The sequence below is a fragment of the Geodermatophilus sp. SMS 5-13 genome, assembly GCF_059428245.1.
Window position 1 is genome coordinate 1082973 of sequence record NZ_CP165729.1, and the last position, 21620, is coordinate 1104592.

Here is a 21620-nt window from a genome sequence, read left to right on the forward strand (position 1 = left end):
GGTGCGGCGCTCAGGCGCGGATGACGACGTCGGCCAGCGGGCGGGTGGCCTCGATGCGGTCGGCGTTTGGTTGGTCGATCTGGTCGACCCACTGCCGGGCGTGGTCCGGGGTCTTGCCGAACTCGACGTGCCGGGCGACGAGCCGCTTCCGCCGGACGAGCTCGGGCACCTCGCAGAACCAGACCTCGGTGAGCGCCGCGCGAACGTCGTCCCACGGGGCGGACGCGTCGAGCAGGTAGTTGCCCTCGGTCAGGACCACGCGGGTTCCCGGCTCGACGGCGATGGCGCCCGCGATCGGCTGCTCGATGTCACGCTCGAAGGTCGGCGCGTAAACGGTGTTTCCCGTCTCGACGGCGATCCGGCGCAGCAGGGCCAGGTAGCCGTGGCCGTCGAAGGTGTCTATCGCGCCCTTGCGGTCCCGGCGGTCGAGGCGGTCCAGCTCGATGTCCGCGAGGTGGAAGCCGTCCATCGGCACCCAGGCGACCGGGATCCCGCGGGCGCCGAGCGCGGCGCCCAGCGAGGCGGCGAGCGTCGACTTGCCAGCGCCTGGCGCTCCGCAGATGCCGAGCAGCACTCGCTCGCGGCCGGCGAGCAGGCCCTCGATCCGGGCGATCAACGCGTCGACGTCGTCGGTGCGGAGCCGCTGCTGCCCCTGATCCGCCGGCTCGTGCTCAGCGACGGACACCGCTGACCTCGAGCAGCGTGGAGAGGTACGTGTGCGCGTGCCGCGCCAGCTGCTCGCCGTCCTCCCACAGGTCCCGCCACACGGCCAGGTTGGCCGACAGACCGGGGGCCACCACGGCGGAGGAGAACGACTCGAACGTCAGCGGGCCGGTGTAACCCACCTCCGCGAGCGCGTGGACGAACCCGGTGAAGTCGATGTGTCCGGAGCCGAGGAAGCCGCGGTGGTTCTCCCCGATGTGCACGTAGCCGAGCCGGTCCCCGGCCAGGAGCACCGGGCGGACCATGTCGTCCTCCTCGATGTTCATGTGGTAGGTGTCGAGGTGGACCATGACGTTGTCCTCACCGATGTCGTCGATGAGCGCCAGCGCCTGCTCGGTGGTGTTGACGACGTTCGTCTCGTACCGGTTGCAGATTTCGATGCCGAGAGTGACGCCGTGGCCCTTGGCCTCCACCGCGAGCTCCTTGATGACGCGGGCGGCGTTCGCCCGGCCCCGCGCGGTCACCGGCTGGCCGTACTTGCCGAGCGCGCTGTAGAGCGCGCCGGTGAAGATGCGGCCGCCGAGTCCGGCCGTCGCCTCCAGGGACTTCCGCAGCAGTTGCGCGCCGCGCTCCACGACCTCGGGGTCGTCGCTGGAGACGTCGGCGTCGAAGGCCAGGCCGCGAGAGCAGACCACCTCAAGGCCGGCCGCCTTGAGGGCGGCCGCGGCCCGGGGGACGTCGAGGTGGTCGAGGTCGTGCAGCGAGAGCTCGAGGATGTCGAACCCGGTGGCGGCGGTCTTGGAGACGGCGGTGTCGACGGCGGCGTCCGACGTGTCACCCACCCAGACGAGCGCGTGCACTCCGAGGGGGTTGCGGGGGGTGGTGGGCATCAGGAAGTCCTCGTTCTCGTGGTTCGGGGTAGCGGGCGCTCAGAGCGTGAGGATGGTGCGGACGATCTGGTCGACCGCGCTCCGGCCGTCGACGTCGACCATGACGTGGACGAGCGGATCGGTGTCAGTGCCGCGGACGGTGGCGCCGTGCAGCTCTCCGCCGCCGGTCTCCACGCGGACGCGGATGTCCTCCCACTTGCCCACGGGCTCAGCGGCGGCGAGGACGGCGAGGGGGTCGTACAGCACGCACCCGTGACCCCAGTCGAACATCGGGGCGTCCAGGTAGGTGGCTGAGACGTCGGCGAAGAGCCTGCGGGCCGGCGTGATCGGCTCGATCGACCGGACGGTGTCCTCCTCGAGGACCAGGCCGGTCGCCGGGTTGGTCACGTCGAGGCTGACCATGGTCAGGTCGATCCCCGACCGGAAGACGACGTCCGCCGCGGCGGCGTCGAAGTAGATGTTGCACTCGGCGTTCGGGGTGATGTTGCCGCGCCCGTATGTGGGCTCGATGCCGAGCGCGCCGCCCATGAAGACCACGGAAGAGATCAGGGTGACCAGCTCCGGGTCGGCGAGCAGCGCCTCGGCGAGGTTGGTCATCGGGCCGATCGTCACCACCGTGACCTCGCCCGGGTGCGCGCGGACGGTCTGAGCGATGAGCTCAGGGGCGGTCATCGCCGAGACCGCGTCCGGGCCGGGCAGCGGAATGCGGCCCTCGCGGCCGCGCTCGCCTGCGTACGCCCTCTGGAGCACGGGGGCCAGCTCGCCCTCGAGCGGGGTCGGTCGGCCCATGGCGACCGGGATGTCGCTGCGGCCGGCGGCGGCGAGCACCGCGGCGGCGCCGCGGGCGGTGAGCTCCGGCGGGCAGTTGCCGAAGGTCGTCGTCACCGCGAGCAGGTCCAGCCGCGGGTCGGCGAGCGCCAGGAGCAGCGCGATCGGGTCATCCGCGTCGGTGCCTGGGATGCCCACGCCCGGGTCGGTGTCGAGCAGGATCTTCCGCGGGGCCGGGCTCATGCCGTGCCCTCGCGATCGGCGTCGACCGTGACCGCGCCGGTCATGATCGCAACGGCGTCGGCCGGGGTGTGCGTCCTCGGCGAGATGACGGCGGCGCACTGCCCCAGCCGCTGGACCTGGATCCGGTCGGCCACCTCGAAGACGTTCGGCATGTTGTGGCTGATGAGGATCACACCGAGGCCCCGGTCCCGTAGCTGCCGGAGGACATCGAGCACGTGCGCGGTCTCGCGGACGCCGAGCGCCGCGGTGGGCTCGTCGAGCACGACGATGCGGCTGCCGAACGCGACCGCCCGGGCGATGGCCACGGCCTGCCGCTGCCCGCCGGAGAGGGTCTCGACGACCTGGGTGATGTCCTGCAGCGTGCGGATGCCCAGCGCGTTGACCTTCTCCTCGGCCTGCCTGCGCATCTCGCCGTGGTCGAGCAGGCGCAGGATGCTGCCGAGCGGCCCGCGCCGGCGCAGTTCGCGGCCGAGGAACAGGTTGGTCGCGATGTCGAGCTCGGGGGCGAGGGGGAGCGTCTGGTAGACGGTCTCGATGCCCTTCTCGCGGGCGTCCTGCGGGCGCTTGAACCGCACCTCCTCGCCGCCGAGGTAGATGGTCCCGAAGTCCGGGATCTCCGCTCCGGTGAGGCACTTGATGAGGGTGGACTTGCCGGCGCCGTTGTCGCCGATGATCGCGAGGATCTCGCCCTCGCAGAGGTCCAGGTCCACGCCGTCGAGGGCGATGACCGGGCCGTACGCCTTGATCAGACCCCGCGCGGACAGGATCGGGGCCCGGCCGTTGCTGGCGCTCATCGACTGCTCGTGCGTCGCCGCGGTCATCGGATGCCTCCCGGCCGCCGGATCCACTGGTCGAGGGCGACGGCGGCGATGATGAGCACGCCCACCGCGAGGGTCTGGTAGAGCACGTCGACGCGAGCCAGCGAGAGCCCGTTGCGGAAGACACCCACGATGACGGCGCCGAGGAACGTGCCGATCAGCCGCCCGCGGCCTCCGAAGAGGCTGGTGCCGCCGATGACGACAGCGGTGATCGAGTCGAGGTTGGCGTCGACCGCGGTGCTGGTCGTCGCCGCATTGTTCCGCCCGATGAGCACCCACGCCGAGAGGGCGACGAGCACCCCGGCCACGACGTAGACGGTGAGCAGCACCCGGCGGGTCTGCACGCCGGCCAACCGGGCGGCGGGCTCGTCGCTGCCGACCGCGTACACGTGCCGCCCCCAGGCGGTGTGCGCGAGGACGGTGCTCATGATCACGTACATCGCGAGCACCAGGACGACGCCGACGGTGAACTGGAACGGACCCACCGGAAACGACGTCGCCGTCCAGGTGAGGAACGAGCCGAGGTTCTCGCCCTGGATCGAGACGCCGCCGCTCATCAGAAGGGCCAGCGCGGTGAAGACGCTCAGCGTCCCCAGGGTGGTGATGAACGGCGGCAACTTCACGTAGGCGACCAGGACGCCGTTCACCAGGCCGGCGGCCATCCCGATGAGCAAGCCGATCAGGAAGGCCGCCGGACCCGGCAGGCCGGCGGAGTCGGCCAGCGTTCCCATGACCATCGAGACGAAGACCATGAGGGCGCCGACCGACAGGTCGATCCCCGCCGTGAGGATGATCAGCGTCTGGGCCACGGCCAGAGCGCCGATGATCGCCACCTGCTGCAGGATCAGCGACAGGTTCGACGGCAGCAGGAACCGGTCGTTCGCGAACTGGAAGACCACCGCGGCGACCACGAGGACGACGAGCGGGCTGATCTCCGGATGGCGATGCAGCACCCGCTGCACTCGTTGCGCGACGGTGAGGGGCCGCTTCTTGAACGCTTCGGCAGCGGTCAGGTGGCCCTCGGTGGCTGTAGTGGTCACACGCCTTCTCCTCTACCAGGGAACGACGACCGGTCGGCGTCAGCCGGCGACGGCGATCAGTAGCAGAGCTTCTTGCCCTCGTCGGACGAGATGCTCTCGACGCCGTCGACGGTCTCGTCGGTCACCAGCTGGATACCCGTGCTGGTGAATCCCAGTTCCGGGTCGGCCTCCGGAACGGTGCCTTCGCGCACGTTCTGGACGACGGCCTCGACACCCATGGCACCCATCCGGCTGGGGTACTGCTGCGACACCGCGCCGAACTGACCCTCGACGACGCCGTCGATCCCGTCGCAGGAGCCGTTGATCGACACGACGAGGGCGTCGGTGTTGCCCGCCGCCTGCAGCGCCTGGAAGGCGCCTAGCGCCGACGGCTCGTTCGCCGTGTACACCACGTTGATGTCGGGGTTGATGGAGAGGCACTTCTCCATGGCGGTGCGGCCGCCGTCCTCGGCGCCGTCGGTCGCCTCGTTGCAGACGATCTGGTAGTCGCCGCCGGAGTAGGTGCCGGTGGGGGCCTCGTCGCCGTTCTTGTTCTCGTCGGCGAGGTCGATGCCCATGCCCTCGAGGAAGCCCTGGTCGCGCTCGTAGTCGATGCCGACGACCTTGTCCCCGAACAGGTCGAGCAAGGCGATGTTCGCGGTCTCGCCGCCAAGGGCACCGGCGGTCCACTGGCCGATGAGCCGGCCGGCCTCTCGGTTGTCGGAGGCGAAGGTCGCGTCGACGAGGTCGACCGGGGTGGTCGGGGTGTCGACGGCGACGACGAAGAGGCCGGCGTCCTTGGCCTTCTGGATCGCGTCGTTGACCGCCGGGCCGTTGTTGGCGATGAGGATGCCGTCGTCGCCGCGGGTGATGGCGTCCTCGATCGCGCGGATCTGGCTGTCGGCGTCGGTCTGGTCCCGGCCCGCCGCGGTGGTCAGCTCCACTCCGAGCTCGTCGGCCTTCTGCTGGGCGCCGTCGATCATCGCCACCCAGAACGGGTCGTTGGGGTCCTTGGTGATGAGGGTGACGAACAGCTCCTCGTCCCCGCTCGCGCTGCTGCCGCCCGACTCACCGCCTCCACACGCAGCGAGGGTGAAGGCAGAGATGCTCAGCGCAGCCAGGGCGACGGTGCGGCTGCGGCGGAGGGTGTGGCGCATGTCAGCTCCTTGAAGCTCCCGAGTGGGGGGCGTCCGATGGGACGGTTGCCGCGACCGTAGCAGGTTAACGACATGAAACAACATCTTTACGACATTTTCTGTTAGATTCGTGCCTCGACGATGCAAGGGGGTGGAGGCCATGAGCCGACGCGCGGCCTTCCCGCGGTTGCGCCTGACGCCGGGTGCGCTGCTGGAACTCGTGCGCCACCAGGCCAACGGTGGCGTGACCAAGAGCGACGTGGTCGCCATGACCGGCCTCTCGCGGACGCTGGTATCGCAGCGCATCGACGCGCTGGTCGCCGCCGGCTTCCTCGCCCCGGCCGCGCCGCCGGCGGACGCGTCGCCCATGGGGGCGCGCGGGCGACCCGCCGAGCGGTACACCGTGAATCTCGGGCAGGGCGTCTTCCTCGTGGCCGACACCGGCGCCACCGGCATGCGCACCGCGGTCTGCGACCCGATCGGCACCGTGCTGACGGAGCGGTACGAGCGGCTCGACATCACTGACGGGCCGAAGGTGGTCCTCACGCAGATCAGCGAGCTGTTCGCCGCGCTGCTGGCCGACCGCGGGCTCGAGCGTTCCGGCGTCCTTGGGATCGCGATCTCCGTCCCCGGGCCGGTCGAGCACGGCTCGGGGCGGGTGGTCAGCCCACCGATCATGACCGGCTGGCAGGAGTTCGACATCCCGGGCTGGTTCGCCGCCGACTACTCCTGCCCCGTGATCGTGGAGAACGACGTCAACGCAATGGCGACGGGGGAGCATCGGGTCATCCACCCGGACGTCGACGACCTCGTCTTCGTGAAGATGGGTACCGGGGTCGGTACCGGGCTGGTTCTCGGCGGCCAGCTCTATCGGGGCGCCGACGGCGCCGCCGGCGACATCGGGCACACCCCGGTCAATGGGTCGGTTGCCGACGCCCCGCTCTGCCGGTGCGGCAACGATGGCTGCGTCGAGGCCTACGCCGGTGGCTGGGCGGTCCTCCGCGACCTTGCGGAGGAGGGGATCGACGTGACGACGATGGACGACCTCGTCCTCGCTGTCCGCAACGGCAACCTGGCCGCGCTCCAGCACGTCCGCGCCGCTGCGGCGACGGTCGGCGCCGCGGTTGCGGACCTGGTCAACACGGTGAACCCGCGGATGGTGGTCTTCGGCGGCCAGTTGGCCGAGCTCGACGACATCATTCTGGCGACGGTGCGGGAGGTCATCTACCGGCGCTCGCCCCCGCTGGCCACCCGCAAGCTGTCCATCACGACGAGCGGCGTCGCCAACCCCGGCGTACTCGGCTTGGCCTGGCTGATCGCCGACCACGTGTTCGATCCCGACCGCGTCGACGAGATCGTTGCCAGCTTCGGCGTCGAAGCCTGAGGGAGCTCGCTGCAGAAGGAGCGCGCACGGGCGTCGCGCACTGCGCTCACCGCTGGCCTACGCGGCGCCCGACAGGTGCCTCGGCCGTCGGTCTGGCAATCGTGTCAGTCCGGGCCGCCCGCGGTTGTTTGGGGAGGACTCCGGGGTTGGCACCGGGAGGTTGGCTTGCGAACTCCCCGCCGTCCCTACGCGCTGGGAGAGCTCAGCGCGTGTGCACAGTGGCCCACGCGTGGTGCCATGATGGTGGCCAACCACGTTGAGCTGCGGAAACAGACGGCCGGACGAGGTCGATGCCTCGTCCGGCCGCCCGTGCCTCAGACCGCTGTCCTCACTCTGCCCGCACCCGCTGGGGCGCCGCGGGAGCGGGCTCGCGGAGCGGGTCGCCGTCCGGCCGGGCAAGCGGGCGCAGCGCCAGGTAGGCGATCGAGGCGACCACCGCGCCGACGATCACCGACAGGTCGGCACCGTCGAGCGCCACCGCGATCGGGGCGGTCCAGAGCGTCGTGTTGACGCAGAGCAGAGCGGTGACGGTACCGAGCAGCAGCGCGATGGCACCCGCCCAGTTGATCCCGCCGCGGTACCAGAACGGTCCGCTGGGCGTCTCGTCGTGCAGCGCCAGGCCGTCGTAGCGGTTCCGGCGCACCGCGATGTCGGTCGCGTACACGGCCATCAGCGGGGCCAGCACGACGATGCTGAACTGCAGGAAGTTGCTCACCGCGACGAGGAAGTCGGTGGCGAACGACGCGTACATGGCCACCGCGGTGATCAGCACGCCGATGAACAGCACCGAGCGGACCCGGCTCAGCTTGATGCCCAGACCCTGCTGGTAGAGCCCGGCCGAGTAGGCCAGCAGCACGTTGTTCGACACCGAGCCGGCGACGACCACGAGCAGGAACAGCGGGTAGAACCAGCCGGGCACGATCTCGGCGATGCTCACCTGCGGGTCGGTCATGTCGATCCGGGTGCCGGCCAGCACGCCGAGCAGCGAGATGACGATCGACGGGAGCATCCCGCCCACCGCCGTCCAGAGGGTCACCTTGCCCCGGGACGACGAGACGGGCAGGTACCGGGCGAAATCGGCGCCGTTGACGTAGGACATCCCCGGCGCGGCGATCAGTGTGAAGCCGATGAGCAGCGTCGCCAGCAGCGGCGCGCCCTCCAGCGGCGCCGCCGGCGCGTAGCCGAAGTCGGCCTCCCGGATGACGAAGACGCCGAGCAGGACGAGCACGACGCTCATGACGATCCCGAAGATGGGGGAGAGCTTCACCATCGTCGCGTGGCCGTAGATGCAGACGGTGAACGTCGCCACGGCCAGCGCCAGCAGGACGACCACCTGGACCGGCACATTGACCGTGACCCCGAGCTCGCCGACGAGCGCGAACCCGGCCAGCGCGCCGAGCGCCAGGTTGATCGCGCCGTAGACGACGGCGATCACCCACATCACGCCGGACATGCAGACCCGGTTGCCGCGGACGCCGAAGACCGCCCGGGTGATCACTGCCGAGGGCACCCCGGCTGCGAAGCCGCTGGTGGCCAGCCAGCCGACGAGGACGTAGACGAGGTTCGCGGCGACGACCACGCCGATCGCCTGCCACAGCGACAGCCCGAGCAGGATCATCGTCCCGCCGAGCACGAAGAACAGGTACAGCAGGTTCGCGGAGAAGTAGATCCACGCCACGTCGCGTGGGCCTCCGTGGCGTTCCTCGGGCGGGACGAAGTCGATGCCTCGCACCTCGACCTTGCCGGCGACGTCGGTCGCCGGGGCCGCGGAGTGTCCCTGCGGGGTGAGCTGGGTGTCGGACATGGGGACTCCTCGAAGCGAGCGCGGCGTCTCCGCGCAGCCGATCCGTGCGGTCGTCCGCCCGGGGACGGCCGGACGACGTGGTGCACACGTGCCGCAGCACGTCGGAGCGCGGGTGCGGGGATGCCGTGACGGGATCCCCGCACCCGGTGGAGCTCGGGCAGCGCCGGTACCGCGCGCCCGCGACCGTGGGTGGGTCAGCCGGCCGACGCGGCCCCCGCCAGCGACTCCAGTGCCTCGTCGACGCCGACCAGGCGGGACTCGTGGTAGTGGACGAGCCGCCAGCCGGCCGGCGTGCGGCGCAGCACGAACGAGCAGCGGACCTCGCCGTCGAAGGTGGGCTCGGCGTCGCGGAGCTTGATCCGCGTGCTGAGCCGGGTGAACCCGAACGCGGCGTCGCCCAGCACGCCGACCTCGGTGGCGATCTCGTCCCACTGGGGGACCGCCTCGACGTGCCCGAAGACGCCGTCCCAGTAGCGCAGCAGGTCGTCCCACGACGTGACGGGCGTGACGTGCTCCTCGGGCATGTAGACCAGCCCGTCGAAGTCGCGGTCCCAGTACTGCTGACCAGCGGCGAAGTCGAGGGCCTTCATCGACCGCAGCCAGCCGGTGATGACCTCGCGGACGGACTGCTCGTCGGTACTCATGATGATCTCCTGGACAGAGGTGGTCAGGCGTCGAGGTCGAGGACGACACGCTCGCTGGTGGGGCGGGCCTGGCAGGTGAGGACGTAGCCGGCGCCGAGTTCGTCGGCGTCCAGCCCGGTCGTGCGGCGCATGACGACCGAGCCCTCGACTGTCAGCGCCCGGCAGGTGGCGCAGACGCCGTCCCGGCAGGAGTAGGGCAGGTCGGTCCGAACGGGCAGCACTGCGTCGAGGACGGAGCGGTCGTCGGCACCCACCCGCACGGTGGTCTTCTCGCCGCGCACGATGACCGTCACGTCGCTGTCGACGACGACCCCCGACGCCTCCTCGGCCTCCTCGGTGCCGGACGTGAACAGCTCCCGGTGGATCGTGCGCGCCGGCACCGAGAGCGAGGTCAGCAGCACGGTGACCTCGCCGACGAGCTCCTCCGGCCCGCACATCAGCCACTCGTCCACGTCGTCCGGTGGCAGGAGCTCGCGCAGCCGGGCCGTGGTCAGCCGCCCGGCGGGCGAGCCGCCCGGCGCCGACTCACGGGAGAGCACGTGGTGGACGGTGAACCGCTCGGGGAACCGGGCGAGCAGGTCGTCGATCTCGTCGGCGAACATCGTGCCGGCGCGGGTCCGGTTCGCGTAGACGAGCGTCACCCGGCTGTGCCGCTCCACCTCGAGCGCCGTCGCGACGTGCGACAGCAGCGGGGTGATCCCGCTGCCGACGGCGATCGCGGCGTAGTGCTTGCGGTGCGTGGGGAGCAGGTCCAGGCAGAACCGGCCCATCGGGGTCATGACGTCGAGCTCGTCCCCGGCGCGCAGCTGCGTGATCGCCCAGGTGGAGAACACCCCGCCGTCCTGCCGCTTGACGCCCACACGGAGCAGGCCGCCCGCGGGACTGCAGATGGAGTAGATCCGCCGCGTCTCGCCGTCCGGGTGGAGCAGCACCAGGTGCTGCCCCGGCCGGAAGTGGAAGTCCTCGCGGAGGTGGTCCGGCACCTCGAACGTGATGCTCACCGAGTCCTCGGTGAGTCGCCGCACGTCGGCGACCCGGAGCCGGTGCAGGGCGGGCGCCCGCCGCCGCGCGAGCGGCGAGAACGGCCGGGCGTCCGCACGCCGGGACTGAGGGGGCATGGTGCGCAGACCGCCGCGGTGCTCAGGAGCCCAGGTTGGGGACCGACAGCTCGCCCTCGCCGTCGACGAAGCCGTAGTTGCGCATCGGCCCGGTCGGCGGCATGACCTGCTCGTGCTCCTCCTCGTCGGTCCACACCGCCGCCTCCACGGTGCCGCTGGCGTCCTTCCACTTCCCGGTGCCGCCGAGGAACGTGTAGACGCCCCCCTGGTAGCCCTCGCGGACCACCCAGTCGACGCGCCCGAAGAGCTGGTCGCCGTCCTCGTCGTTGCCCTCGATGTGGCCGAACCCGCCGGAGACCGGAGCGGCCGCTCCCAGGTCGATGTCGTCCACGCCGGCGTAGCGGGTCTTCACGTGGATCACGCGGCCGTTCTCGAAGCTGTAGCGGGTGACCATCCAGGTCTCGTAGTTCACCGCCCACTTGTCCACGCCGATCTGGACCGGGGTCTCCCAGTTGGCCGTGCCGGCGGCGATCATCCGGACCTTCACGTTCCTCACCTCTGTCTGTGCGAGTGGCTCCTGGTGGGCGATCTCACAGTCGAAAGGCGCGGGCCGACAATTGGCGCAAACGCCGATCTTCGACGGGGGTTGACCGGGGCGCGGGTCAGCGGGGGAGGATCAGGCCCTCCGCGAGCGCCCGGGAGACCGCAGCCGACCGCGATCCCACCCGAAGCTTGGCCATGACGTGCTCGACGTGGGCGCGCACCGTCCGGGTGGTCACCGAGAGCTGGTCGGCGATGTCGCTGTTGGAGTCCCCCGTGGTGAGGCTGGTCAGCACCTCGAGCTCGCGCGGGGTCAGGTCGTGCAGCGGGGCGGCGTCCCGGACGGCGAGGACGACGAGGCCGTCGGAGCAGCGGAAGGCCTGGCAGGAGTGCCAGCCGCCGCTGGGGCGAGGCCACAGGAAGGACGCCGTCCGCCGGCCCTCGGGCAGCGCGCGGGCGACGATCTCCTGGACGGGGAGCCCGGTCAGGGGCGAGTCCTCGCCCACCGGCGGCTGCAGCGGGAGCACCGTCCCGTCGGGGCGGACGGCGACCGAGCAGGCGTCACCCTCGAGCGTCCTGGCCAGCACGCGCGCCGACTGCAGCGGATCGACCATGTTGGCCAGCGCGAGGGAGAGCCGGCCCACCACCGCGCACGCCTCGTCCGAGGGCGACTCGGGGCTGGCGCCGGAGAGCATGAGGAAGCCGGTGTGCCGGCCGTCGGGCGTGTGCAGCGCGCTGACCATGCCCTCGTAGAGCCCCTGGGCGCGGCCGTACTCGGCGATGCCGCGGACCGTCATCGGGTCGACCGGGAGGTCGCGCTCCCGCAGCGGCCACCCGGTGCGGGGCATGCCGAAGGGTTCGATGAGCTCGGCCTGCCACTCGGGGCTCAGCAGGTAATCGACGAAGCTCTCCTCGTAGCCCCGGACGGTGATCGGCGTCCGGGCACCCGACGGCGTCGTCGCCGAGCTGGTGACGATCCCGGCGTCGAACGGGAACACCCGCCGGAGCTGGTCGAGCACCTCCTCCATCCGCTCCTCCACCGAGGCGGAGGACGTGACGATCCCGGCGACCTGCGAGACCACCTCGACCGCGTCGCTGCCGAGCGCGAAGCCCTGCCAGGGCGGCATGCCGGCCATGAGATACCTCCCGTCGACAGAGCAGCACCCGGCGACGGCATGGTGCTCCTCTTTCGGGCAGAGGTACAGCGATTCGACCCAGAGTCAACAGAAAAAACCGGAATCCGAACCAGGCCGGAGACTTGCTCCGGCCTGGACGCGACGAAGGCCCGTCGCGTTCCCAGCCACCGGGCGGGGACGCGACGGGCCTTCGCCGGTTCAGCCGACCAGCTTCTTGGCCAGGTACCGCTGGAAGATCAGGATCGCCCGCTCCAGGTGCGACAGCGGACCGCCGTCGACGTTCGTCCGGGTCGACAGTGCGATCTGCACGTCGCACTGCGCCTTGGCGTCCTCGCCCTGGATGGAGGCGAGCCAGTCGCGGTACTCCTTCACCTTCTCCGGCAGCTCCGGGTCCGACAGCGCGGTCTCGTGGGCGAGGATGTCCAGCTCCACGTAGTGCGACGTGGGGCCGGTCGGGACCAGGCTGATCGTCAGCGTGGCGTCCGGGCCGGGGACGAGGATGAACCCCGGGTAGATGCCGGCGACGATGTAGTTCGACTTCTCATACGGCGTCAGGTTCGGCGCGGGCGGCAGCAGCACCGGGTTGAGGTAGTGCCCGTCCTCCTGGCCGATGGCGGCCTCGGGGGAGACGAACATCCGGGCCCAGAAGAAGTCGTTGGTCTCGACCTCCTCGAAGTCGACCATGTGGGCCGGCCACAGTGCCTCGAGCGAGTTCAGGTGAGTGCCGATGTGGTGGTAGGCCTCCCGGCCGTTCTCCACCACGATCTTCCAGTTGGCCTCGCACTCGCCCCAGATGATCCGGTCGACCAGCCGCCACTCGCTGATGTCGTAGTGGCCGAGCCGGGGCTCGATCTGGCTCATCGTGTCGCTCAGCGGGGCGGCGTCCGGGTCGAGGTTGACGAACACGAACCCCTGCCACGTCGCGGTCCGGAAGACCGGCAGCGCGATGTCGTCCTTCTGGCGCTGGAAGAGGTTGCTCTTGCCCATGTGCGCCGCGCCCTGCAGCTTGCCGTCCAGGCCGTAGGTCCACTTGTGGTACGGGCAGGCGAAGCTCTCGGCGTTGCCCTTCTGGGCGTCGCACTCGGACAGGATGTCCATGAACCGGTGCTGGCAGACCCGGGAGAGGGCGCGGATCTCGCCGTCCTGGCCGCGGGTGATCAGGATCGGCTCGCCGGCGATGTCGCGCTTGATGAAGTCGCCGGGGTTGGCCAGCTCCTCCACCCGCCCGACGTGGATCCACGACTTCCGCCAGATCTGCTCGACCTCGAGCTCGTAGAGCGCCTCGTTGGTGTAAAAGGCACCGGGCAGGGCGCGGGCCTCCTCCAGCGGGCGGGCGGCACGCTCAGCGAGCACCTCGAGCAGCCCCTCGAGCTCTTCGGCGCCCCGTAGCCGGCTGCGCGCCGCAGCGTTGTTCGGGGGCGTGGCTTCCGTCAGCGACATGGTGGGACCTCCGCGTGGATGTGGCGCTCGTCACCCCGGATGGTCGACGGCCCTGCGGCGGGGGTCCATTGGCGCAAAGGCCGATCTTTCGAGGTCAACGGGGTGCGGACTGGCCATTGCGCCAATTGCGGCCGCGGGAACCGGCGATCACGGTGAGGCCCCTGTCACATCCCTGGAGGAAGCAGATGAAGGCCGTCCGGCTCCACGAGTACCACGTCCCGCCCCGTCTCGACGAGATTCCGCAGCCGGACCTGCGGGGCCCGCACGACGTGATCGTGCGGATCGGGGGGGCTGGGGTCTGCCGCACCGACCTGCACGTGCGCGACGGCTGGTTCGAGGAGGTCATGGGTCCGGAGCTGCCGTTCACCCTGGGCCACGAGAACGCCGGCTGGGTCGAGGCGGTGGGGGAGTCGGTCACCAGCGTCAAGGTGGGCGACACCGTGATCTGCCACCCGCTGGCCACCTGCGGCGTCTGCGCCGGCTGCCGGCGCGGCGAGGACATGTACTGCGTCGCCGGCATGTTCACCGGCGTGAACGCCGACGGCGGCTACGCCGAGTACATGCGCACCTCGGAGCGGGCGCTGGTCCTGCTCCCGCCGGAGATCGACCCGGTCGACGTCGCGCCCTACGCCGACGCCGGGCTGACCGCCTACCGGGCGGTCCGCAAGGCCTCGAAGATCCTGCAGCCCGGGCAGACCGCCGTCGTGCTCGGGGCCGGCGGCGGGCTCGGGCACATCGGCCTGCAGCTGCTCGCCGAGATGACCCCGGCGCGGATCGTCGCCGTCGACAAGAGCGAGCTCGGCCGTGACCTGGCCGCCAAGGTGGGAGCCGAGGCCGTCTTCGGTGTCGAGGACGCGGCCGAGGGGGTCGCGGAGCTGACCGGCGGCGCCGGCGCGAACCTCGTCCTGGACTTCGTCGTCGAGGGCGACACCCCGCAGCAGGCCATCGCGCTGCTCGGCCAGGGCGGCACGTACTCGATCGTCGGCTACGGGGCCCAGCTGGGCTTCGCCACGATGGAGATGATCCTCAAGGAGCTGACGGTCGTCAGCACCATGGTCGGCAACTACGCCGACCTCTCCGAGCTGATGGCCCTGGTGGTCCGCGACCGGGTGAAGCTGGAGACCAAGCGGTACGCCCTCGAGGACGCCGTCGCCGCCCTCGACGACCTGGACAACGGCCGGATCCGCGGTCGCGCCGTCCTCACCCCGGGCGCGGGTCGCTGATCTCCGCCTGACCGACGCCGTGGCCCGCCCCAGGGTGGGCCACGGCTGCGGCATGTCCGCACGAAACCACCTTCGAATCGAAACACCGTTATCGCTATGCGGCAAGCGCTTGACATTCGACGTCAAGACGCCAGACTGCTGCGAAATCCGATCAAGGAGTGAGCCATGACACCGGCGCAGGAACTGCGCGACCAGCTCATCGAGCAAGGCGTCCAGTACGTCTTCGGCTGGTACACCGACATCCACGGCGTGCCCAAGAGCAAGTGCGTGCCGGTCGCGTCGCTGCCCTCGATGGCGAAGGGCTCGGAGCTCTACACCGTTGGCGCGCTCGAGGGCATGGGCGACCTGGGCCCGCACGAGGACGAGTGCGCCGGCATCCCCGACCTCGACCGGCTGACCGTGCTGCCGTGGGACCCCCGCTTCGCCCTCGTCCCGACCCGCCTGCACCTGGACGGCGAGCCCTACGACCAGGACGCGCGCAACGCGCTGGTCCGCCAGGTCGACGCCGCCGCGGCAGCCGGGTTCACCGCCAACGTAGGCATCGAGCCCGAGTTCTACGTCGTCCGGGAGACCGCTGACGGCTGGGAGCCGCTGGTGCCGCACGACCGGGTCAACGCGCCGACCCGCGGGTACGACCTCGAGGCCACGATCATGGCGGAGCCCTTCCTCGGCCCGATGGTCGAGCACATGAACAGCCTGGGCTGGGGCGTCTACTCCTTCGACCACGAGGGGGGCGACGGCCAGTACGAGTTCAACTTCGACTACACCGACGCGCTGACCATGGCCGACCGGATGGTGCTGTTCCGGCTCATGGCCAAGCACGTGGCCCGGGAGCAGGGCTGCATCGCGACCTTCATGCCCAAGCCGTTCCAGGACGACTTCGGCTCGGCCGCCCACATCAACATCAGCCTGGCCGACCTGCACACCGGCGAGAACGTCTTCGCCGCCGGCGACGGCACCCGGGCCTACAGCGACCTCGCCCGGCAGTTCGTCGCCGGGGTGCTGGCCCACGCCGGCGCGATCAACGCGGTCATCTGCCCCACGGTGAACTCCTACAAGCGGTTCACCAGCAAGGGCTTCATGGACGAGATCTCCTGGGCGCCGGTGCACCGGGCCTGGGGCGAGAACAACCGCACCCTGATGTGCCGGATGCCGGTGAACCGGCACTGCCTGGAGGTCCGCACCGCCGACAGCGCGGTCAACTACCACCTCGGCATCGCGATGGTCCTGGCCGCCGGCCTGGACGGCATCAAGCGCCAGCTCGACGCCGGTGAGCCGATCAACCGCGACACCTACAAGCTGACCGAGGAGGAGCTGGCGAAGTACGGCAACCTCGCGCTGCCGGCCACCCTCGACGAGGCACTGGACGAGTTCGAGACCGACGAGGTCGCCAAGGACGTGTTCGGCGGCGATTTCCACGCCACCTACCTGGCCTACAAGCGGCAGGAGGCGCACGAGTACCGGTCGGTCGTCACCGACTGGGAGACGCGCACCTACCTGCAGCGGATCTGAGGCCGCCGGATGAGCATCGACGAGCAGACCGCGGTCCTGGACCTGCCGGCCGAGGTCGAGGAGCGGCGCCGCGCGGCCAACGCCGAGACCCTGTCCCGGCTCACCGCCGCCGAGCCGGTGCTGGTCGACGTCGCGCCGGCCGGGGACGTCGTCCCCGGCATGACGCCCTCGACCATCCTGACCTCGGGCGCGCCTCTGGAGTGGCACGAGTACACCGGCGGCCAGCGCCGCGCGGTCCTCTACGCCGCCGTGTACGAGGGGCTGGCCGCCGACCTCGAGGAGGCCGAGCGGGCGATCGAGGCCGGCCGGGTCCGGGTGCGCAGCACCCAGCAGCACGCCTGCATCGGCTCGGTGGCCGGCATCTACACCGCCTCCATGCCGGTGCTCGTCGTCCGCGACGAGACCCACGGCAACACCGCCTTCTGCAACCTCTACGAGGGCGAGAGCCGGCATCGGCTGAACTACGGCTCCTACGGGGAGGAGGTCGTCACCGGGCTGCGCTGGCTCGAGCAGGTGATGGGCCCGCTGCTGGCCGAGTGCCTGCGACGGGGTGGGCCGATCCGGCTCAAGCCGCTCATGGCCCGGGCGCTACGCCTCGGCGACGAGCTGCACAGCCGGAACACCGCGGCGACGCTGCTGCTCACCCGGGAGCTCACCCCGGCGTTCCTGGACCTGGAGTCCACCAAGCACGCCCCGGCGGCGCGCGCGGTGTTCGAGTTCCTCAGCCGCAACGAGTACGCGTTCCTGCGGGTCGGCATGGCGGCGGCGAAGGCGACCGCGGACGCCGCGCACGGGGTGCCGTACAGCAGCGTGCTCACCGGGATGGCGCTGAACTCCCGCGAGTTCGGCATCCGGGTCTCCGGCCTCGACGACGAGTGGTTCCGGGGGGCGCATCCGCGCCTGACGGGCCGGTTCTTCGAGGGCTTCACCGAGGCCGACGCCGAGTGGATCGGCGGGGAGAGCTGCGTGACCGAGACGATCGGGCTGGGCGGCTTCGCCCAGGCCTGCGCGCCGACCCTGCAGGCCTATCAGGGCGGCACCAACGAGGCGATGCGCGCCAACAACGAGGCGATGTACGCGATCACGGTGGGTGAGCACCCGGACTTCCGGTTGCCGCCGCTGGACTTCCGCGGTTCCCCGGTCGGCATCGACGTCTTCAAGGTTCTGGAGACCGGCGTCGTCCCGGTCATCGACGGCGGTCTGGCAGGCAAGGACGGCGGCCAGATCGGCGCCGGCGTCCTGCGCCCGGACCTCGACTGCTTCACCGACGCGGCCGACGCCTACCGACGCCGGTACGCCACCGGCTGACCGAGCCGCCCGGGCGGGCCGTGGCCCCTCCCGCCCGCCCGGGCTGACAACCTGTGCACCGCCCGGCGGAGGAGTGATCCCCTTCTCCGCCGGGCGCCGTGGGCCCGCACCACTCCCGTCCAGCCGGCGCTCGCACCCGCAGGAGATCCCGTGACCACGTCCGACCCCGTCCGGCCGCGCACTCCCGGCTCGTCGCCCGGCGACACCGAAGCGGTCCGGGACGCCCGGCTCTCGCGCACCCGGATGGGCCCCCTCGAGCTGGCGTTCTTCGTCGTGGCCGCGGCTGGACCGCTGCTGGTCGTGGCCGGCTTCGCCCCGCTGGCCTTTCTCATCGGCGGGGTCGGCGCGCCCGGCGCGCAACTGGTCGCGGCGCTGGTGCTGCTGCTCTTCGCCGTCGGGTTCACGCGGATGGCGCTGCGGATCCGCAATCCCGGGGCCTTCTACTCCTACATCGGGCGCAGCCTGGGACGGCCGATCGGAGGCGGCGCCGCGGTTCTCGCGCTGTGCGCGTACTCGGTCATCGCGATCGGGCAGCTGGGTGCCTTCGGCGCGTTCGCCAACGGCACGGTGAGCCGGCTGACCGGCGTGGACGTTCCCTGGCCGGTGTTCGCGGCGTCCGCGATCGCCATCGTGGCGGTGCTCGGCCACCGGCGGATCTCCCTCTCCGCCAAGGTGCTCGGCGTTGCGCTGCTTGCCGAGGTCGCGATCCTGCTCGTCCTCGCCGTCCCGGTGCTCCTCGACGGCGGCCCGGAAGGCCTGGACTTCGGGTCCTTCTCCCCGTCGGCGATCTTCGCCGGCGGCGGCACGGGGGCCATGTTCGCCGTCGTCTTCGGTGCCTTCATCGGTTTCGAGTCGACCGCCATCTACGCGGAGGAGACGCGCGAGCCGGCCCGCACGGTGCCCCGGGCGACATACCTCGCGCTCGGCTTCCTCGGGGTCTTCTACACGTTCATGGCTTGGATCGCGGTCGTGGCCTTCGGCCAGTCCGAGATCGTCGACGCGGCCTCGGCGAACCCGACGGAGCTGTTCTTCCTGGCCACCGAGCAGTACGTGGGGCACTGGGCGACCGTCGTCATGGAGTTGCTGCTGATCAGCAGCGCGTTCGCCTCGACGCTCGCGTTCCACAACACGGCGTCGCGGTACCTGTTCACCCTCGGCCGCGAGGGGCTGCTGCCGCGCCGGCTGGCGGCGGTGCACTCCCGGCACGGGTCGCCGTTCGTCGCCAGCGGCGTGCAGGCGGCCGCGGCGGTGGTCGTCGTCCTCCTGTTCGCGCTCGCCGGGGCCGACGCCTACCTGGGGCTGTTCCTGCTGATGGTCGGGCCGGGCATCCTGGCCGTCATCGTCCTGCAGGCGCTGTGCGCGGTGGCGATCGTCGTCTTCTTCCGGCGGCACGCGGCCGGGCACGGGATGTCGGTGTGGTCCACCCTGGTCGCTCCGCTGGCGAGCCTGGTCGGCCTCGTCGTCGCCACCTGGCTGGTCGCCGTCAACTTCGACCTGCTCAGCGGGCGCACCGACTGGGTCAACGTGCTGCTGCTGGCGTGCCTGCCGGTCGCCTTCGCCGTCGGTGTCGTCATCACTGTGGCGCTGCGCCGCCGGGACCCCGCCCGCTACGCGGCCCTCACCCGGACGGAGGTCTTTTGACGTGCCCGGCCGCTCGGCCACCCATCGTGGACCGGGCGGTCTCCTAGGCTCTCGCCCATGCCCCGTCGCAGCATCCCGACCGAGTTCAACGGCCGGACCGCCGAGGGTGCCGCGGTGACCGGTGGCCCGCTCCCGGCGGCGATCGACGACACCGACCGCGAGATCCTGCGCGTGCTCCAGGTCGACGGCCGGACGAGCAACACCGAGATCGCCCGTCGCCTCGGCGTGACCGAGACGACCGTCCGCAAGCGGCTCGCGGCCCTGCTGGAGGCGGACCTCGTGCAGATCGTCGCGGTGCCGACGCCCCGGCTCGCCGGGCTCACGGTTTCGGCGATCATGGGTATCTCGGTCCAGCTGAAGGCGCTGCAGAAGGTCGCCGACGCACTGGTCGAGCGGCCCGAGGTGCGCTACTGCGGTGTCTCGGCGGGCCGCTACGACCTGATCCTGGAGGCGTTCTTCACCGACCACGAGCACGTCGTCCGGTTCTCCACGGACGTGCTCGGCCGGATGGAGGGGATCACCGACGTCGAGACGTCGCTGATCCTGAAGATCGAGAAGTTCTCCTACGAGTGGGAGATCCCCTGAGCCGGCGGACGGGATGTCCCCGGTGGGCAGATCAGTAAGCTCGCCGGCAGTGGGCTCCTCCGCGATTGGCTTGGCCCCGGACAGATGGGGGCGGCGTGCCGACCACGATCCGTGATGTCGCGGAAGCGGCGGGCGTGTCGATCACCACGGTGTCCCATGTGCTGAGCGGGAACGGCCGGATCGCCGAGGCGACGCGTCGCCGGGTGGAGCAGGCAGTCGCCGACCTGGGGTACCGGCCGAACGTCCACGCCCAGCAACTGGTGACCCGCCGTAGCCGCACGCTGGCCGTCCAGGTCGCCAGCTTCACGGGGGACACGAGCTCCAGCGCGCTGATCCCGCGGTCGGACTACTTCCTCGACCTGCTCAACGGCGCCGCGGCCGCCGCTGCAGAGCGGGGATACGCCCTCATCCTCACCCCACCGAACGCCGACGCCGCCACGGTCGAGGAGTTCGCCGTCGACGGCGTGATCATCGTCGACCCGCGCGGTGACGAGCCGCTGTTCGCCGAGCGGTGGCACCACCCCCGCCGCATGGTCACCACCGGCCGGCCGACGCTCGTCGAGCCCGTCGTGGCCGTCGTGGACAACGACCACCGGGCTGCCGCCGGCGCGATGCTGGACCACCTCGCCGGGCAGGGTTACCGGCGCCCGGCGCTGATGATCACGAGCACCGCGCGCTCCTACACCTCCGACATGCTCGAGGCCTACACCGCCTGGACGGGGGCGCGCGGGGTCGAGCCGCTCGTGGTCCGGGTCGACGAACCGCCCACCGAGAAGGCGGCCGCCGAGGCGCTGCGCGAACTGCTCGACCGCGATCCCCGGCCCGACGCCGTCTACGCCAGCTCCGAGGACCTCGCGCTCGGCGTGCTGCACGAGGCGCAGCGACGCGGCCTGAGCGTGCCCGAGGAGCTCGGGGTCTGCAGCGCCGTCGACAGTTCGGTGCTCCAGCTGACCTCTCCGCAGGTCACCGGAACGTTCCTCAACCCCCGCGACATCGGCCGGGCGGCCGCCGGCGCCCTGCTCGACCTCGTCGAGGACACCCGGGCGGCCCCGCACGACGTCGCCGTCCCCGTGGAGCTGTGCGCGCGGGGCTCGACCCTGCGTCAGCCGGCCGACCAGACGGCCTGGTCGCGAGGCGTGTCGAACCGGTAGTCGGTGACCCGGAGGTCGACGAGCCGCCGGCCCAGGTCGGCGGCGGCCCCCAGCGGGTCGCCGGGGTCGTGCCGGACGTCACCACGGCTGTTGCCGATGCCGACGACGACGCCGACCAGGTCCTGCCGGAGATACCGGGTCAGCTCCTGGAACTGCGCCTGCAGGCCCAGCGTCGCGCCGCGGTAACTCTCCTCGCAGGCGATGAGCACGGCGATCCGCTTGCCGGGCAGCCCGGCCAGCACGGCGGCGGAGCCCGGATAGCCCTCCGACATGAAGCAGAAGAGCCGGTCCACCGTGCTCTTGAGCCGCGCGCTCATCCCGTACCAGTAGAGAGGGGTCGCCAGCACGAGGGCGTCGGCGGGGACCAGGTGCTCGGTCAGCAGCCGCTCGTAGCCGTCGGGGATACCGCAGGCGCCGTCGTCGCGCCGGCAGGTGCGGCAGTCGCGCAGCATTCCCTCCACGAAGTCGTCCAGGTGCAGGACGGTGACCTCGTGCCCGGCCTCCCGGGCACCAGCGGCCGCGGCGTCGGCGAGCAGGGCCGAGTTGCCGTCGCGGCGCGGGCTGGCCTTGAGGACGAGGACCCTCACCGCGGCGTCCCGGGACGGGGCCGGCCCCGCCGCGCGGACGTCCGCGCGGCGGGGCCGGCCGGGGCGGCGC

At 71.2% G+C, this 21620-nt stretch carries 20 protein-coding genes; 7 read left to right on the plus strand and 13 right to left on the minus strand.

The features are described from left to right. Nucleotides 1–10: 10 nt before the first annotated feature. From AB3388_RS05370 to AB3388_RS05395, 6 genes are read right to left on the minus strand one after another with little or no spacing between them, the layout of a single operon-like run. Nucleotides 11–685 carry a nucleoside/nucleotide kinase family protein gene (locus AB3388_RS05370; protein WP_495409723.1) on the minus strand — a complete coding sequence of 225 codons (675 nt, stop codon included), beginning with the start codon at nt 683–685 and terminating at the stop codon, nt 11–13. Beyond that, nucleotides 672–1553: a sugar phosphate isomerase/epimerase family protein gene (locus AB3388_RS05375; RefSeq protein WP_495409724.1), complete on the minus strand. Its 882-nt coding sequence runs from the start codon at nt 1551–1553 to the stop codon at nt 672–674. Before AB3388_RS05375 ends, AB3388_RS05370 begins: the two co-directional genes overlap by 14 nt. Nucleotides 1554–1592: 39 nt before the next feature. After that, entirely contained in the window at nt 1593–2564 is a 972-nt protein-coding gene (locus AB3388_RS05380) for a nucleoside hydrolase (RefSeq protein WP_495409725.1), read from the minus strand. After that, on the minus strand, nt 2561–3385 hold the full coding sequence (locus tag AB3388_RS05385; protein WP_495409726.1) for an ATP-binding cassette domain-containing protein: 825 nt from the start codon (nt 3383–3385) through the stop codon (nt 2561–2563). The genes AB3388_RS05380 and AB3388_RS05385 overlap by 4 nt, the downstream gene beginning before the upstream one ends. Then, nucleotides 3382–4422, minus strand: coding sequence for an ABC transporter permease (locus tag AB3388_RS05390; protein ID WP_495409727.1), 1041 nt, complete (start codon nt 4420–4422; stop codon nt 3382–3384). Before AB3388_RS05390 ends, AB3388_RS05385 begins: the two co-directional genes overlap by 4 nt. Before the next feature lie 56 nt (nt 4423–4478). Next, nucleotides 4479–5558 carry a substrate-binding domain-containing protein gene (locus AB3388_RS05395; protein ID WP_495409728.1) on the minus strand — a complete coding sequence of 360 codons (1080 nt, stop codon included), beginning with the start codon at nt 5556–5558 and terminating at the stop codon, nt 4479–4481. A 139-nt stretch (nt 5559–5697) separates the two neighbouring features. Between AB3388_RS05395 and AB3388_RS05400 the strand changes: the two genes are divergently transcribed. Then, entirely contained in the window at nt 5698–6921 is a 1224-nt protein-coding gene (locus AB3388_RS05400; RefSeq protein WP_495409729.1) for an ROK family protein, read from the plus strand. Nucleotides 6922–7249: 328 nt separating this feature from the next. Here the strand turns inward: AB3388_RS05400 and AB3388_RS05405 are convergent, their stop codons facing one another. From AB3388_RS05405 to AB3388_RS05430, 6 genes are all read right to left on the minus strand, one after another. After that, the gene (locus AB3388_RS05405) at nt 7250–8725 is read right to left on the minus strand and encodes a purine-cytosine permease family protein (protein ID WP_495409730.1); all 1476 of its coding nucleotides are present in this window, start codon (nt 8723–8725) and stop codon (nt 7250–7252) included. Between the two features lie 194 nt (nt 8726–8919). Beyond that, entirely contained in the window at nt 8920–9369 is a 450-nt protein-coding gene (locus AB3388_RS05410) for a nuclear transport factor 2 family protein (protein ID WP_495409731.1), read from the minus strand. A 23-nt stretch (nt 9370–9392) separates the two neighbouring features. Continuing rightward, entirely contained in the window at nt 9393–10487 is a 1095-nt protein-coding gene (locus tag AB3388_RS05415) for a 2Fe-2S iron-sulfur cluster-binding protein (protein ID WP_495409732.1), read from the minus strand. Between the two features lie 22 nt (nt 10488–10509). Next, nucleotides 10510–10974 carry a hypothetical protein gene (locus AB3388_RS05420; protein WP_495409733.1) on the minus strand — a complete coding sequence of 155 codons (465 nt, stop codon included), beginning with the start codon at nt 10972–10974 and terminating at the stop codon, nt 10510–10512. Between the two features lie 115 nt (nt 10975–11089). After that, entirely contained in the window at nt 11090–12103 is a 1014-nt protein-coding gene (locus AB3388_RS05425; RefSeq protein WP_495409734.1) for a helix-turn-helix transcriptional regulator, read from the minus strand. A gap of 198 nt (nt 12104–12301) precedes the next feature. Beyond that, nucleotides 12302–13543, minus strand: a complete 1242-nt coding sequence (locus tag AB3388_RS05430; RefSeq protein ID WP_495409735.1) for an aromatic ring-hydroxylating oxygenase subunit alpha — start codon at nt 13541–13543, stop codon at nt 12302–12304. Between the two features lie 185 nt (nt 13544–13728). On the opposite strand from AB3388_RS05430, the gene AB3388_RS05435 reads away from it, so the two are divergent. The 6 genes from AB3388_RS05435 to AB3388_RS05460 all read left to right on the plus strand — a co-directional run bounded on the left by AB3388_RS05435 (nt 13729) and on the right by AB3388_RS05460 (nt 20963). Further along, nucleotides 13729–14766, plus strand: coding sequence for an NAD(P)-dependent alcohol dehydrogenase (locus AB3388_RS05435; RefSeq protein ID WP_495409736.1), 1038 nt, complete (start codon nt 13729–13731; stop codon nt 14764–14766). 165 nt (nt 14767–14931) lie between these two features. Beyond that, entirely contained in the window at nt 14932–16278 is a 1347-nt protein-coding gene (locus AB3388_RS05440; protein WP_495409737.1) for a glutamine synthetase family protein, read from the plus strand. A 9-nt stretch (nt 16279–16287) separates the two neighbouring features. Further along, nucleotides 16288–17586 (plus strand): YlbE family protein, encoded by a 1299-nt coding sequence (locus AB3388_RS05445; protein WP_495409738.1) that lies wholly within the window; start codon nt 16288–16290, stop codon nt 17584–17586. Between the two features lie 150 nt (nt 17587–17736). Then, nucleotides 17737–19227 carry an APC family permease gene (locus AB3388_RS05450; RefSeq protein WP_495409739.1) on the plus strand — a complete coding sequence of 497 codons (1491 nt, stop codon included), beginning with the start codon at nt 17737–17739 and terminating at the stop codon, nt 19225–19227. A 57-nt stretch (nt 19228–19284) separates the two neighbouring features. After that, nucleotides 19285–19812, plus strand: coding sequence for an Lrp/AsnC family transcriptional regulator (locus AB3388_RS05455; protein ID WP_495409740.1), 528 nt, complete (start codon nt 19285–19287; stop codon nt 19810–19812). A gap of 95 nt (nt 19813–19907) precedes the next feature. Continuing rightward, nucleotides 19908–20963 carry a LacI family DNA-binding transcriptional regulator gene (locus tag AB3388_RS05460; protein ID WP_495409741.1) on the plus strand — a complete coding sequence of 352 codons (1056 nt, stop codon included), beginning with the start codon at nt 19908–19910 and terminating at the stop codon, nt 20961–20963. Here AB3388_RS05460 and AB3388_RS05465 read toward each other — a convergent pair. Further along, the gene (locus tag AB3388_RS05465) at nt 20915–21550 is read right to left on the minus strand and encodes a flavodoxin family protein (RefSeq protein ID WP_495409742.1); all 636 of its coding nucleotides are present in this window, start codon (nt 21548–21550) and stop codon (nt 20915–20917) included. The two genes, AB3388_RS05460 and AB3388_RS05465, sit on opposite strands and share 49 nt — an antisense overlap. Nucleotides 21551–21620: the final 70 nt, after the last annotated feature.

Coding starts and splice junctions, on each gene's coding strand:
- AB3388_RS05385 (WP_495409726.1), bottom strand. CDS start 3,385: ATGACCGCGGCGACGCACGAGCAGTCGATGAGCGCCAGCAACGGCCGG.
- AB3388_RS05430 (WP_495409735.1), bottom strand. CDS start 13,543: ATGTCGCTGACGGAAGCCACGCCCCCGAACAACGCTGCGGCGCGCAGC.
- AB3388_RS05435 (WP_495409736.1), top strand. CDS start 13,729: ATGAAGGCCGTCCGGCTCCACGAGTACCACGTCCCGCCCCGTCTCGAC.
- AB3388_RS05445 (WP_495409738.1), top strand. CDS start 16,288: ATGAGCATCGACGAGCAGACCGCGGTCCTGGACCTGCCGGCCGAGGTC.
- AB3388_RS05415 (WP_495409732.1), bottom strand. CDS start 10,487: ATGCCCCCTCAGTCCCGGCGTGCGGACGCCCGGCCGTTCTCGCCGCTC.
- AB3388_RS05410 (WP_495409731.1), bottom strand. CDS start 9,369: ATGAGTACCGACGAGCAGTCCGTCCGCGAGGTCATCACCGGCTGGCTG.
- AB3388_RS05380 (WP_495409725.1), bottom strand. CDS start 2,564: ATGAGCCCGGCCCCGCGGAAGATCCTGCTCGACACCGACCCGGGCGTG.
- AB3388_RS05400 (WP_495409729.1), top strand. CDS start 5,698: ATGAGCCGACGCGCGGCCTTCCCGCGGTTGCGCCTGACGCCGGGTGCG.
- AB3388_RS05440 (WP_495409737.1), top strand. CDS start 14,932: ATGACACCGGCGCAGGAACTGCGCGACCAGCTCATCGAGCAAGGCGTC.
- AB3388_RS05405 (WP_495409730.1), bottom strand. CDS start 8,725: ATGTCCGACACCCAGCTCACCCCGCAGGGACACTCCGCGGCCCCGGCG.
- AB3388_RS05375 (WP_495409724.1), bottom strand. CDS start 1,553: ATGCCCACCACCCCCCGCAACCCCCTCGGAGTGCACGCGCTCGTCTGG.
- AB3388_RS05455 (WP_495409740.1), top strand. CDS start 19,285: ATGCCCCGTCGCAGCATCCCGACCGAGTTCAACGGCCGGACCGCCGAG.
- AB3388_RS05425 (WP_495409734.1), bottom strand. CDS start 12,103: ATGGCCGGCATGCCGCCCTGGCAGGGCTTCGCGCTCGGCAGCGACGCG.
- AB3388_RS05395 (WP_495409728.1), bottom strand. CDS start 5,558: ATGCGCCACACCCTCCGCCGCAGCCGCACCGTCGCCCTGGCTGCGCTG.